At 74.6% G+C, this 13,115-nt stretch carries 13 protein-coding genes; 5 read left to right on the top strand and 8 right to left on the bottom strand.

Translation table 11 applies throughout. The features are described 5' to 3' along the window. Positions 1-22: 22 nt before the first annotated feature. Complete coding sequence (locus AMK27_RS22770) at positions 23-1,663, bottom strand: DNA repair helicase XPB (RefSeq protein WP_030322109.1); 1,641 nt, start codon at positions 1,661-1,663, stop codon at positions 23-25. A gap of 168 nt (positions 1,664-1,831) precedes the next feature. Between AMK27_RS22770 and AMK27_RS22765 the strand changes: the two genes are divergently transcribed. Together AMK27_RS22765 and AMK27_RS22760 are read left to right on the top strand one after the other, a co-directional pair. Then, positions 1,832-2,164, top strand: coding sequence for a metalloregulator ArsR/SmtB family transcription factor (locus AMK27_RS22765; RefSeq protein WP_073911375.1), 333 nt, complete (start codon positions 1,832-1,834; stop codon positions 2,162-2,164). Further along, complete coding sequence (locus AMK27_RS22760) at positions 2,161-2,904, top strand: DUF2071 domain-containing protein (RefSeq protein ID WP_073911371.1); 744 nt, start codon at positions 2,161-2,163, stop codon at positions 2,902-2,904. The genes AMK27_RS22765 and AMK27_RS22760 overlap by 4 nt, the downstream gene beginning before the upstream one ends. 102 nt (positions 2,905-3,006) lie before the next feature. Here AMK27_RS22760 and AMK27_RS22755 read toward each other — a convergent pair whose 3' ends face one another. Continuing rightward, positions 3,007-5,532 carry a helicase C-terminal domain-containing protein gene (locus AMK27_RS22755; RefSeq protein WP_241847578.1) on the bottom strand — a complete coding sequence of 842 codons (2,526 nt, stop codon included), beginning with the start codon at positions 5,530-5,532 and terminating at the stop codon, positions 3,007-3,009. 72 nt (positions 5,533-5,604) lie between these two features. Here AMK27_RS22755 and AMK27_RS44200 point away from each other — a divergent pair, with 72 nt between their 5' ends. Then, positions 5,605-6,810: a hypothetical protein gene (locus tag AMK27_RS44200; RefSeq protein ID WP_073911368.1), complete on the top strand. Its 1,206-nt coding sequence runs from the start codon at positions 5,605-5,607 to the stop codon at positions 6,808-6,810. A 71-nt stretch (positions 6,811-6,881) separates the two neighbouring features. Here AMK27_RS44200 and AMK27_RS22745 read toward each other — a convergent pair whose 3' ends face one another. Genes AMK27_RS22745 through AMK27_RS22735 form a run of 3 tightly spaced genes read right to left on the bottom strand, consistent with a single transcriptional unit; the run spans position 6,882 to position 9,909 of the window. Further along, positions 6,882-7,823 carry an ABC transporter ATP-binding protein gene (locus tag AMK27_RS22745; protein ID WP_079188552.1) on the bottom strand — a complete coding sequence of 314 codons (942 nt, stop codon included), beginning with the start codon at positions 7,821-7,823 and terminating at the stop codon, positions 6,882-6,884. Further along, the gene (locus tag AMK27_RS22740; RefSeq protein WP_073911363.1) at positions 7,820-8,908 is read right to left on the bottom strand and encodes a FecCD family ABC transporter permease; all 1,089 of its coding nucleotides are present in this window, start codon (positions 8,906-8,908) and stop codon (positions 7,820-7,822) included. The genes AMK27_RS22745 and AMK27_RS22740 overlap by 4 nt, the downstream gene beginning before the upstream one ends. Then, positions 8,905-9,909 (bottom strand): FecCD family ABC transporter permease, encoded by a 1,005-nt coding sequence (locus AMK27_RS22735; RefSeq protein ID WP_073911360.1) that lies wholly within the window; start codon positions 9,907-9,909, stop codon positions 8,905-8,907. The genes AMK27_RS22740 and AMK27_RS22735 overlap by 4 nt, the downstream gene beginning before the upstream one ends. Positions 9,910-10,036: 127 nt before the next feature. On the opposite strand from AMK27_RS22735, the gene AMK27_RS22730 reads away from it, so the two are divergent. Then, a complete protein-coding gene (locus tag AMK27_RS22730; protein WP_073911358.1) occupies positions 10,037-10,669 on the top strand; it encodes an HAD family hydrolase in 633 nt (210 codons plus the stop codon). 8 nt (positions 10,670-10,677) lie between these two features. Here AMK27_RS22730 and AMK27_RS22725 read toward each other — a convergent pair whose 3' ends face one another. After that, on the bottom strand, positions 10,678-10,956 hold the full coding sequence (locus AMK27_RS22725) for a hypothetical protein (RefSeq protein ID WP_198955923.1): 279 nt from the start codon (positions 10,954-10,956) through the stop codon (positions 10,678-10,680). A 138-nt stretch (positions 10,957-11,094) separates the two neighbouring features. Here AMK27_RS22725 and AMK27_RS44195 point away from each other — a divergent pair, with 138 nt between their 5' ends. Next, positions 11,095-11,478 carry a cold-shock protein gene (locus AMK27_RS44195; protein ID WP_030322122.1) on the top strand — a complete coding sequence of 128 codons (384 nt, stop codon included), beginning with the start codon at positions 11,095-11,097 and terminating at the stop codon, positions 11,476-11,478. Positions 11,479-11,494: 16 nt separating this feature from the next. Here AMK27_RS44195 and AMK27_RS22715 read toward each other — a convergent pair whose 3' ends face one another. After that, the gene (locus AMK27_RS22715; protein ID WP_073911351.1) at positions 11,495-12,349 is read right to left on the bottom strand and encodes a 1,4-dihydroxy-6-naphthoate synthase; all 855 of its coding nucleotides are present in this window, start codon (positions 12,347-12,349) and stop codon (positions 11,495-11,497) included. After that, positions 12,346-13,113, bottom strand: coding sequence for a futalosine hydrolase (locus AMK27_RS22710; protein WP_073911348.1), 768 nt, complete (start codon positions 13,111-13,113; stop codon positions 12,346-12,348). The genes AMK27_RS22715 and AMK27_RS22710 overlap by 4 nt, the downstream gene beginning before the upstream one ends. Positions 13,114-13,115 lie beyond the last annotated feature (2 nt).

Raw genomic sequence — 13,115 nt, 5'->3', positions numbered from 1 at the left:
GCACTGGGCCGACCCGCCGCCCCTACGGCGCGAGCAGCTCGTCCGCGTCGACGATCCGGTACGCGTACCCCTGCTCGGCCAGGAACCGCTGCCGGTGGGCGGCGAAGTCCTGGTCGATGGTGTCGCGGGCGACCACCGAGTAGAAGTGCGCCTGGTGGCCGTCGGACTTCGGCCGGAGCACCCGGCCCAGGCGCTGCGCCTCCTCCTGGCGGGAGCCGAAGGTGCCGGACACCTGGATGGCGACGGTCGCCTCGGGCAGGTCGATGGAGAAGTTCGCGACCTTCGACACGACGAGCACGCTGATCTCGCCGGTCCGGAACGCGTCGAACAGCTTCTCGCGCTGCGCGTTCGGCGTCTCGCCCTTGATGACGGGCGCGTCCAGGTGCTCGCCGAGCTCGTCGAGCTGGTCGATGTACTGCCCGATGACGAGGATCTGCTGCCCCTCGAACTTCTTCACGAGGGCCTCGGTCACCTTCCGCTTCGTCGCGGTCGTGGCGCAGAAGCGGTACTTCTCCTCGGCCTCCGCGGTGGCGTAGGCGAGCCGCTCCGAGTCGGTCAGGTTCACCCGGACCTCGACGCAGTCGGCGGGTGCGATGTAGCCCTGCGCCTCGATCTCCTTCCAGGGCGCGTCGAACCGCTTGGGCCCGATCAGCGAGAAGACGTCGGACTCGCGGCCGTCCTCGCGCACGAGGGTGGCGGTCAGCCCGAGGCGGCGGCGGGCCTGGAGATCGGCGGTGAACTTGAAGACGGGGGCGGGAAGCAGGTGCACCTCGTCGTAGACGATCAGCCCCCAGTCGCGGGAGTCGAACAGCTCCAGGTGGGGGTAGATCCCCTTCCGCTTGGTGGTGAGCACCTGGTACGTGGCGATGGTGACCGGCCGGATCTCCTTCTTCGTACCGCTGTACTCGCCGATCTCGTCCTCGGTGAGCGAGGTCCGCTTCACCAGCTCGTGCTTCCATTGGCGGGCGGAGACCGTGTTGGTGACGAGGATCAGCGTGGTCGCCTTGGCCTGAGCCATCGCACCCGCACCGACCAGCGTCTTCCCGGCGCCGCAGGGCAGGACGACGACCCCGGACCCGCCGTGCCAGAAGCCCTCGACGGCCTGCTTCTGGTACGGCCGCAGGGCCCAGCCGTCCTCGGCGAGGTCGATCCGGTGGGCCTCGCCGTCGACGTACCCGGCGAGGTCCTCGGCGGGCCAGCCGAGCTTCAGCAGCGTCTGCTTGATCTGCCCGCGCTCGGAGGGGTGCACGACGACGGTGTCGGGGTCGATCCGCTCCCCGACGAGCGGCTGCACCTTCCGCGACCGCAGGATCTCCTCGAGCACGGGCCGGTCGGTGCTGGTCAGCACGAGCCCGTGCGTCGGGTGCTTGGACAGCGTGAGACGCCCGTAGCGGGCCATCGTCTCGGCGATGTCGACGAGCAGCGCGTGCGGGACGGGATAGCGCGAGTACTCGACGAGCGCGTCGACGACCTGCTCGGCGTCGTGCCCGGCGGCCCGCGCGTTCCACAGCCCCAGGGGCGTCAGCCGGTACGTGTGGATGTGCTCGGGCGCCCGCTCCAGCTCGGCGAACGGCGCGATGGCCCGCCGACAGGCATCGGCGAGCTCGTGGTCGACCTCCAGGAGCAGCGTCTTGTCACTCTGGACGATGAGAGGTCCATTCACGTGATCAGGTCCTTCCGACACCGTGCCGTTCCCGTAACGGCCAATCCTCCAGTGTGCCTGACCGGGGGGAATGCTGCGAAGGCCCGCGGCGCGGTGAGCCGCCCCGGCCGGAGCGGAGTCACCGCGAAGGGCTTGTTAGCTATTTAGCTAAAGTGCTAAACATGGGTCATGACCGATGCCCAGGACGAGGCGGGGGCCTTCCGGGCGCTCGCCGATCCGACGAGACGCCAGATCCTCGAGGACCTCAGAGGCGGCGAGCTGGCCGCCGGTGAGATCGCCGCGGGGTTCGACATCAGCGCGCCCTCCGTCTCACGCCACCTCGGGATCCTCAAGGGCGCGGGCCTGATCACCGAGCGGCGCGACGGCAACCGGATCCTCTACACCCTGGCCGAGGAGCGCCTGGCCCTGTGCATCGGCCGGTTCCTCAGCACCGTCTGCCCCGAGCAGATCGTGCTCCGACACACGACATGGCGCCGCGGGGCGCAGAGCGAGGGATCATGAGGCAGCCACGACTGTCCAGCGTCATCGAGCGAAGGCTTCTGGTGAACTACCGGGTCGCCCCGGACGCCGCGGCACGCCTGCTCCCCGAGCCCCTGCGCCCGCAGGTGGTGAACGGCCACGCGGTCGCCGGCATCTGCCTCCTGCGCCTGGGCAAGGTGCGGCCGGTCTGGGCACCCGAGGTGTTCGGGCCCGGCAGCGAGAACGCGGCGCACCGGATCGCCGTCGAATGGGACGGACCGGACGGTGTCGAGACCGGTGTCTACATCCCGCGCCGCGACACGGCCTCGCGGCTCAACGTCTGGGCGGGCGGCCGCGTCTTCCCCGGCGAACACGGCCGTGCCGACTTCGAGGTGCACGAGACGCCCGACCGGACGCGGGTCGCCCTGGCCACCCGGGACGGCGACCTCCGGGTGGACGTCACCGTCGAGCCGGCCGACGAGCTGCACGGCAGCGAGCTGTTCCCCGATCTCGCGGCGGCCTCCCGCTTCTTCCGGGCGGGGTCGAAGGGCTTCTCGCCCACCGGCGCGGGCCACCTGGAGGGCATGGAGCTGCACACCGACGCCTGGCACGTGGAGGCCGGCCGGGTCCGCGCCGCCGCGTCGTCCTTCTTCGACGACCCGGACCGCTTCCCGCCGGGGAGCGCGACCCTGGACTGCGTACTGATCATGCGGAACGTCCCCGCCGACTGGCGACCCCTCCCCGGGATGGCCACAGGACGAGGCACCCGGCTCGCCGCCTGACGGGCGCGGTCACCACCGGCCGCCCCGCATCTTCCGGCACGAGGCCCCGGCCGTCCGGGTGGCCCGGACGGCCGGCCCGGCCGGGCCACCCGGCCCCGCCCGTCACACCTGGTCGTCCGCCAGCTCTGCCACGCCCGTGATCCGGTGCAGCGGATAGGTGCGGACCTCGTCCGCCGTGTGGTCGTAGGCCGTCACGAAGCCGCCCTCCACCCGCACCGGGGCGATCACCCGCTGACTCGCGCCGCCCTCCGCGTTCACATAGCCGATCCAGACCGCCGAGCCCGTCATCGCCGCCGCCTGGACCGTCGCCAGCGTCTCCGCCGCCGAGGTGCGCGGCAGGGCGCCCGCCGCCGCCGGGGCTGCCGCCGGCTCCTTGCGGACCGCCGTCGCCGCCCGGTCGCCCGCTCGGATCGCCTTGACCGCCGCGCCGAGCAGCGTGGTGTCGGGAGCGGGCGGGCCGTCCGGAACCGGCACCGGGGCCGTCCGCGCGCCCGTGCGGTACGCGTCCGCCCGGGTGATCAGGACGTCGCCCGTCGTCGACTCGGCCGCCGGCGCGTACCCCATCGACCGCAGCCCGTCGAGCAGCGACGTCGGATCCGTCTGCGCCGCGAGCACCGTCGGCGCGAGCCGCCGCAGGCCGAGCGAGGCCGAACGGCGGTCCGCCAGGATCTCGCCCAGCACCGTGTCGTCGTCGCAGCGCACATACGCCGACGCCGCCCCGACCCGCAGATGGCCGTGGCGTCTCGCCACGTCGTCGATCAGATAGGCCAGCGGCTGCGGGACCGGCGTCCGCGCGTGCGCCTTCAGGAACTCGTGCAGGTCGGTGGCGGTCTGCCCGGAGTCGAGCGCGCGCCGCACGGACCCGGGCGTGAACCGGTAGACCGTCGCACCACCCTTCGACTCCACGTCCGCGAGCACCGCGAGCGCGTCGGCGAGCGGCCGCCGCAGCGGCCCCGGCGCCACCGCCGTCAGATCCGCCTGCAGGAGGACGTGGTCGACGGCCTCCGGCAGGAGCGGAGCCAGCAGCGTCGCCGCCCGCCCCGCCGCCACCGACGGCTCCACGCCCCCGCCCAGCGCCCCGGCGGGCGCCGCCTCCGCCAGCGGAAGGTTCAGCAGCGCACGGGCAGGACCCGACAGGGCACCCCGCCCCGTGAGACCCAGCAGCTCCGCCTCCGCCAGCGCCCAGCGGGCCAGCCGCGACCGCAGGTCGCCGCCCTCGTCCGCGGCCGACGCCCCCCGCAGCGGCCGCTCCCAGCGCAGCCGCGCGAACAGCGACTCCGGCTCCGCCGACGAACCCGGCGGCAGCGTCGCGAGCAGACCGAGCACCCGGTGCCGTACCTCCGGCGCGGGCGACCGGTCCAGATCAGGGCCGAGCACCGACAGCGTCCGGCCCTTCGTGTCCTGACCGCCGGCCACCCCCGGCGTCCGGGTCGCCGTCAGCCACGGCGTGACGAGCCGCGCCCAGCGTTCCGCGGGCGGCAGGTCGAGCCAGTCGTCGTACGCGGGCGTCGGCGCGTACCGCTCGTCCGCCTCACCGTCCGACGCGAGCAGCCCCGCCCCGTAACAGAGCTCCAGCCAGAACGCCGCCGTCTCCTCCGAGACGTCGAGCGCCGCCGCCGTCCGCTTCAGATCCCGTACGGACAGACCGCCCGCCCGCAGCACCGGCGGTCCGCCCCGGTCCCAGGACTTCAGCAGCTCCTCGACCGTCGCGAGCGCCAGCTGCGCCTGCCCGGCCGCCGCGCTGTCCACCACCTGCGGGCGGTACTCCCGCAGCACCCCCGGCACCGGCGCCACCGGCTCCGGCGCCCGGTGCGCCCGCCCGCCCCGCAGATGCAGCGCCACCTCACGCGGCAGCACCATCGTCCGCGCCGACACCGGAAGCAGCAGGCCGTGGTCGCGCAGCCACTGCACCGGAGCCGCCGGCTTCGCCGTCACCTCGCCGTACGGCGGACCCCACACCAGCCGGTCGAGCACGGACAGCGCGTCCGCCGACGCCGTGTCGAGCAGCGCCCCCATCCGGTCCCGGTCCGTGAACAGCCCGGTCAGCGCCGCCACCGCCGACACCGGATCGTGCGTCGCCGGCAGCCCCGCCGCCGCGATGATCTCCTGCACCCGGCCCGGCGACATACCCGACGTCGCCTCGGCCACCGTCGGCCCGAGACCCGTCGGCGACGGATGCTGCGCCGACGGCGCGAGCAGCTCCCGCGCCGTCCGCACCAGCCGCAGCCGGTCGTCCTCGCCCCACACCAGCGCCTGCTCCCGCAGCAGCGCCACCGCGCCCGGCAGCGCCGCCTCGATCACCGGGTCGCCCTCGTCGCCGGTGAGCAGCCCCAGGAGTACGGAGTACGGCGCCGGGTCCGGAGCCACCGCGAGCGCTTCGGCCGTCTGGAGGGCGAACCGGTCGAGCCGCTCCAGGGCCCGCACCACCGAACCCCGCGTCCCGGCGCGCGTCGCCAGCTGCGTCAGGTCGTTCGGCACCGGACTCAGCAGATCGGGCCGGGCCCGCAGCAGCGCGGCGAGCCCCTCGTCGCCCCGGGCGCGCAGCGCCTCAGCGAGTGTGCGGGGCGCCGCGGCGGCGCCAGTTACCTCGGGCACGTGCGCCTCCCGGTCGAGCTCACCGATCCCCATCCGGACCACGTTAGCCGCTGCGCAGGCGCTAACGTCGGGCCGTACCGGGCGAACCGGCCGTGGAGGGGCACCGTGGGGATCGAGAGCGACCAGTTGGTCTACGACTATCTGAGCCGGGTCGGCGATCTGGCCCAGCAGCGCCAGCTGCCGGCGAGCGACCGGATGCGGCTGGTGTCCACCCTCCGCAACGAGATCGACCGCCGCCGCGCCACGCACGGCGAGGAGAGCCCGGCGGCGATACGGGGCATCCTCGGCGCGCTGGGAACCCCGGACGAGGTGGTGGAACGGGCGGAGGGCCCGGGCGCGGCGCCGCAGCGTGCCCCGGCGACGCCGACGGGCGGGAAACCGGCGAGGAAGCCGGCCGGGAAGCCTGTGAAACCGCCTGAGGGGAAGCCGGTCGGGAAGACGGCGGGGAAGCCGGCCGCCAAGCCCGTCCCGGAGCCTCGTGCGGGGGAGCGGGCGGGCGAGCGGACCGGGAAGCGGGAGGGCAGGCGCTTCGGCTGGGTGCCGGGCAGCCGCAGGTCCCGCGAGGGGACGGCCCCGGCGGCGCTGCCGAAGCCGGCCCCGGCCCCGGACACCGCGGTCACCGGCGCCACCGGCACCACCGACGCCCTGGGCCTCGCCGGTCCCGATGCGGGTCTCGGTGGAGACACGGACTGGTGGCGGGTCGACGCCGCAGCGGGCCTCCCCGGCTTCGTGGGCGGTGTCGAGCGACCGGATCTTTTCAGGGCGCCTGTCACGGAGGACGCCGAGGAGGCCGAGAACTCCGAGGATGCCGAGGACGCCGACGGCGGCCGGGAGGGCGCCGAGGACGAACCGGCCGCGCCCCCGGGGAAGCGCCGCCGCCTCGCCCGTGTCCTCCTCCGCCGTCCGCGGACGGCCCCCGGGGCCGAGCCGGCCGCGGTCGCGGAGCCCGAGGCGGCCCCGGTCTCCCGGCTCCGCCTCGCCAACCCCTTCGTCCTGCTCGCCGCGCTCCTCCTGGTCGGCGGCGCGCTCTTCGGCTCACTCGTCGCCCTGGCCGCCGGCTGGCTCATCGCGTACGCCTCCCGCCGGCTGACCCCCGGCGAGGTCAAGGGCGCCGTCCTGGTGATCCCGGGCCTGGCCGCCGCGTCCGGCATGGCCTGGCTGTGGGGCCGGGTGGAGGGCCGCTGGGGCGAACCGGTGGCCGCGGGCGGCGAGGCGATGGGCGCGGCGGTCTCGGAGACCTGGCCCTGGGTCCTCCGGGGCGCGGCGGTCGCGTCCGCCCTGTTCCTGCTGTGGAGGTCCAGGAGGCACTGACCGGCCGGGCCGGGCCCGACCGGTCAGTACCGGGCCGGTCTCAGTCCGCTCCGGGCTCGACCGGGCCCGGCTCAGCCCGCGGGAACCCCGGCGCCGTCCTCCAGATCCGCACCGGTACCGGTACCGGTACCCGCACCCGCACCCGCACCCGCACCGGTACCGGCACCGGCACCGGCACCCGCACCCGGACCAGCACCCGCATCCACACCCGCATCCGCATCCCCGTCTTCGTGCCACGGCGCCCCCGGCACCACCAGCGGCGACCCCGTCACCGGGTCAGGGACCACGACCGACGCGAGCCCGAAGACGTCCCGTACGAGCTCCTCCGTCACGATCTCCCCCGGCGGCCCCTCCGCCACCACCCGCCCCGCCTTCATGGCGATCAGGTGGTCGGCGTAACGGGCGGCCTGGTTCAGGTCGTGCAGGACGAGGACGACCGTCCGGCCGCGCAGCCGGTTGAGGCGGCGGACCAGGTCGAGGACCTCCACCTGGTGGGAGATGTCCAGATAGGTGGTCGGCTCGTCGAGGAGCAGCAGGTCCGTCTCCTGGGCGAGGGCCATCGCGATCCACACCCGCTGCCGCTGCCCGCCCGACAGCTCGTCCACGGAGCGGTCGGCGAGCGCGGCCACGTCCGTGCGGTCCATCGCCTCGACGACCGCCCGCTCGTCCTCCTCCGACCACTGCTTCCACCAGGCCTGGTGCGGCTGGCGGCCGCGTGCGACCAGGTCGGCGACGGTGATCGCCTCCGGCGCGACCGGCGTCTGCGGCAGCAGGCCGATCGAGCGGGCGATCCGCTTCGTCGGGAGCTTCGCCAGCTCCTCCCCGTCGAGGAGGACCGCGCCGCCCGCCGGCTTGAGGAGCCGGCCGAGGGCCCGGAGGGTGGTCGACTTGCCGCAGGCGTTGGGGCCGACGATCACGGTCACCCTGCCGTCGGGGATGGCCAGGTCGAGCTCGTGGACGACGGTGCGGTCCTCGTAGGCGAGCGTCAGCCCGCGCCCGGTCAGCCTGCTCACGCCTTGCCTCCTGCGGATGCTGCGGTACGGCTCCGGACGATGAGCCAGATCAGATAGGGGGCGCCGACGGCCGCCGTGAGGACGCCCACGGGGAGTTCGACCGGCGACAGGAGCCGCCGGCCGATCAGGTCGGCGAGGACGACGACGGCGGCGCCGGTCAGCGCCGAGGCGAGCAGCGGGATCTGCGCGGTACGGGTCATCCGGCGGGCGATCTGCGGCGCGAGGAGCGCCACGAAGTCGACCGGGCCCGCGACGCCCGTCGCCACGGACGCGAGGACGACCCCGACCGCGACGAGCCCCAGCCGGACCCGCCCGAGCCGTACGCCGAGCGCCGTCGCCGTGTCGTCGTCGAGGGAGACGGTCCGCTGCGCGCGGGCCGCCCACAGCACGGCGGGCAGCATGAGCAGCAGCGTCCAGCGGATCGGCGCGGACTCGTCCCAGCCGCGCCCGTTGAGCGAGCCGGTCATCCAGATCTGGGCCTGCTGGGCGACGAGGAAGTCGCCCTTGGTCATGAAGAGGGTGGTGAGCGACCGCAGCGCGATCGCGAACCCGATGCCGATGAGGACGAACCGGGTGGCGTGCAGCCCGCCGCGCCACGCGAAGACGTACACGAGCGCCGCGGCGACGACCCCGCCGGCGATCGAGAGGTACGGGAGCACGGTGTACGAGGTGAGCCCGAAGGTCATCGCGGCGACGGTGACCGCCCCCGCGCCCTGGCTGATGCCGATGATGTCGGGGCTGGCCAGCGGATTGCGGGCCACGGTCTGGATCAGCGCGCCCGCGACCCCGAACGCGGCGCCGACGGCAAGGGCGACGACGAGCCGCGGCTCCCGCAGCTCCGCCACGACGAACGTCGAGGGCGACGGCTGCCCGAGGAGGACGCGTACCACCTCGGAGGGGGCGACGAACCGCTCACCGACGCAGAGGTACGCGACGGAGGCCGCGGCCAGGAGCAGCAGCAGGCCCGCGGTGACGGCGGCGGACCGCCGGTGCACCAGGAACGAGGCGCCGCCGGCGCGCACGAGCCCGTACCCGGCGGGCCGCAGCGGGCCCTTCGAGGGCCGGGCGGGGGAGAGGGTGCTCACGCCGCCACCGCCTTCCGGCGCACGAGCGTCACCAGGAACGGCACCCCGATCAGCGCCGTCATCACGCCGGCCGGCACCTCGCCCGGCGGGAACACGATCCGCCCGGCGACGTCCGCCACCAGGAGCATCACCGGCCCGACGACCGCGGCCATCGGCAGTACCCACCGGTGGTCGGAGCCCACGACGGCCCGCGCGATGTGCGGGACGGCGAGGCCGACGAAGGCGACAGGTCCGGCGGCGGCCACCCCCGCGCCGGTGAGGACCGTGGCGCCGATTCCGCCGACGATCCGCACGGTCGCGACCCGCTGCCCGAGCCCCTTGGCGACGTCCTCGCCGAGCGCGAGCGCGTCGAGCCCGCGCGCCACGGAGACGACGAGGACCGCGCCGAGCAGCAGGAAGGGCCAGATCTGGCCGACGATCTGGGCGTCGCGCCCGTCGAGGGAGCCGATCTGCCAGAACCGGAACTCGTCGAGCGCGGAGGCCTTGGTGGTGAGGACGCCGGTGGTGACGGAGAGCAGCAGCGCGTTGATGGCCGCCCCGCCGAGCGCCAGCTTCACGGGCGTCGCGCCGCCGCGTCCGCTGGACGCGACGGCGTGGACGGCGACCGCGGCGAGCGCGGCGCCGGCGAACGCGAACCACACGTATCCGGTGAGCGAGTGCACCCCGAAGAAGGCGATCGCGAGGACGACGCCCACGGAGGAGCCCTGGCTGATGCCGAGGATGCCGGGGTCGGCGATCGGGTTGCGGGTGATGCCCTGGAGGGCGGTGCCGGCGAGCGCGAGCGCCGCGCCGACCATCAGTCCGATGAGGGTCCTGGGCACCCGCAGCTGCCGTACGACCTCGGCGTCGGGGCTCGTCCCGCCGTGCAGCAGGGCGTCGAGGACCGTGGACGGGGCGATGGGCCGGGCGCCGACGGCGAGGCTCAGGAGCACGGCGAGGAGCAGGGCGACGACAGCCGCCGAGGTCGCGAGGACCCGTCTGGAACGGAAAGCGGCTGGCATCAGGACCCATCGGGTGGAGCGGGGAGCGGGTGGCGCGGGTTCGGTAAGGCTCGGCTCAGTGTAAGCAGCAGCCATTTCCGCCCACCCGGGCCCCGGGTCCCCCGGAAGGGTCCCCGAGAATGGCGGTATGACGCCCTCCACGGACCACGCCTCCGCCCCGCTCACCGTCGGCTTCGACCTCGACCTGACGCTGGTCGACACCCGTCCCGGCATCAGGGCCGCCTGGGAGGCGTTCTCCGCCGAGTCCGGCGTCCCCGTCGACGCGGACCTCGTCGTCAACCGCCTCGGCCCGCCCCTGGAGCACGAGATGGCCCACTGGGTCCCCGCGGACCGGGTCACGGAGATGGTCGCCCGCTACCGCGCGCTCTACCCGGCGTACGCGATCGAGCCCTCGGCGCCGATGCCGGGCGCGCGGGACGCGATCCGGGCCGTGCGCGAGGCGGGCGGCCGCACCATCGTCGTCACCGCGAAGAACGGCCCGCACGCCGAGCTGCACCTCACGCACCTCGGCATCGAGCCCGACGCGCTCGTCGGCGGCCTGTGGGCCGAGGGCAAGGCCGAGGCGCTGCGCGCCCACGGCGCCCAGGTGTACGTCGGCGACCACATCGGCGACGTCCGCGGCGCCGCCACGGCCGGCGCCCTCTCGGTGGCCGTCGCCACCGGCCCCTGCGCCCCCGAGGAACTGGCGGCGGCCGGCGCCGACGTCGTCCTCACCGACCTGACGGACTTCCGCGCCTGGTGGGAGGGGTACCTGGCCTGAACGGGGCGCTATCCGGCCCGGACCGGCGAGGCCGCACCCTCCCGCGCCTGGCGCCGCTGAGCCGCGATCGACCGCAGCACCCCGGCGGCGGCGACGGCGAATCCGACGCCCATGAGCATGGAGACCGTGTACGCGACCGTGGGGAACGGGTCCGTGCCCAGGAACAGCGGAGCCACGGTGACCAGCGTCGCCACCGCGCCGATGGCGAAGAGGATGACACCGGCCTTGACGAGGCCGTCACCCGGAGCGCTGTCGTTCGCCTGTGCGGCAGGGGTTTCACTACGCATCCGGCCAGGGTAGTTCCCAGGCCGAAGGAACACATCGGCGACGTCTTGTCACCGGCCTCCGGACCATTAGCCTGGTGCCGGCGGGTCGGTCGACCCGCTGTTTGCTATCCCCCGACGAGGACGAGGACGAGGACAGACGTGCCTACCGGCAAGGTCAAATGGTTCAACAGCGAGAAGGGCTTCGGCTTTCTCTCCCGCGACGACGGCGGCGACGTCTTCGTCCACTCGTCGGTGCTCCCTGCCGGAGTCGACGCACTGAAGCCGGGACAGCGGGTCGAGTTCGGAGTCGTCGCAGGCCAGCGCGGCGACCAGGCACTGTCCGTCACGATCCTCGACCCGACGCCGTCCGTCGCCGCGGCGCAGCGCCGCAAGCCCGACGAACTGGCGTCCATCGTGCAGGACCTGACGACGCTCCTGGAGAACATCACGCCGATGCTGGAGCGCGGCCGCTACCCCGACAAGACGCAGGGCGCCAAGATCGCGGGCCTGCTGCGCGCGGTCGCGGACCAGCTGGACGTCTGACCGGCGGCGGACCCGGTCACGGGAAGGCGAGCGCGTCCGGGCCGAGGGGCGGTACGAGTCCCTCGGCCGCGGCGCGGGTGAGCAGCCCGCGGACCGCCGCGTACCCGTGCTCGCCGAGGTCGGCCGTGAACTCGTTCACGTAGAGCCCGATGTGCTGGTCGGCGACCTTCGGGTCCATCTCCTGCGCGTGCTCCATGACGTACGGGCGGGAGGCCGCCGGGTCGTCCCAGGCCATCCGCACCGACGTCCGGGCCGCGTCGGCGAGCCCCCGCAGGGTCTCCGCCCCGAGGGAGCGCCGGGCGACGATCGCGCCGAGCGGGATCGGCAGACCGGTCGTGGACTCCCAGTGCTCGCCCATGTCGGCGAGGCGGTGCAGCCCGTAGTTCCGGTACGTGAAGCGGGCCTCGTGGATGACGAGCCCGGCGTCGACCTTGCCGTCGCGCACGGCGGGCATGATCTCGTGGAACGGCATCACGACGACGTCCCCGACGCCGCCGGGCACCTGCTCGGCCGCCCAGAGCCGGAACAGCAGATACGCGGTGGAGCGCTCGCTCGGCACCGCGACCGTCTTCCCGGCGAGGTCAGCGCCGCTCGCGTCCTCCCGGGTCAGGACGAGCGGCCCGCAGCCCCGGCCGAGGGCGCCGCCGCAGGGCAGCAGCGCGTACTCGTCGAGGATCCAGGGCAGCACGGCGTACGACACCTTGAGGACGTCGTGACCGTCGGTGCCGCTCTCGGCCCACCCGTTGGTGACGTCGATGTCGGCGAAGGTCACGTCGAGCCGCGGGGCGTCCGGGACGCGGCCGTGGGCCCAGGCGTCGAAGACGAAGGTGTCGTTCGGGCAGGGCGAGTAGGCGATCTTCAGCTTGGTCACGACGGCTCCAGCTCCAGGAAGACGGTCTTGCTGAGCAGCTCGAAGGTGTGCCGCAGCGCGTGCAGGGCGTCGCCGATGCGCCAGGCGGCGCGGTCACGGGGGCCGACGGCGTTCGACACGGCCCGGATCTCGGCCACGGGCACGCCGTACGCGCCGGCGGCCTCGGCGACGCCGAAGCCCTCCATGGCCTCGGCGGCGGCCCCGGGATGGCGCGCGGCCAGTTCGGCGGCGCGGTCGGCGGTGCCGGTGACGGTGGAGACGGTGAGCACGGGCCCGACCGTGTGCGGCAGGCCGGCGGCGTCCAGGACGGCGGAGATCCGGCCGGTCAGGGCCTCCGGCACGGGGTGGCTTGACCGCCCGAAGCCGAGTTCGTCGACGGTGAGGTACCCGTCGGGGGTCTGCGCGCCGAGGTCGGCGGCGACGACGGCCGACGAGACGACGACGGACCCGAGGGGCGCGAGGGGCTGGAACCCGCCGGCGATCCCGGCGGAGACGACGAGACCATAGGGGGCACCGGCACCGGCACCGGCACCGGTGAGCGCCGCGTACGCGAGCGCGGTCCCGGTCGAGGCGGCGACGGCGGCGGGTCCGACCCCGCCGACGAGTACGTCGATCCGTACGCGCCCGTCCGGCGCGTCCGCGTGCCGGCGCAGGACGAGTCCCCCCGGCAGCGGGAGCGGCTCGGGGGCGCCCAGGCCGAGGCCGGCGGAGACGGAGTCCGCCTCCGCCGCAACGGCCGTCACGATCAGGATCCGGTGGACCACCG

This window comes from Streptomyces sp. CB02009 (assembly GCF_001905825.1).
Lineage (GTDB): Bacteria > Actinomycetota > Actinomycetes > Streptomycetales > Streptomycetaceae > Streptomyces.
This window is presented reverse-complemented; position numbering and strand designations above follow the sequence as displayed.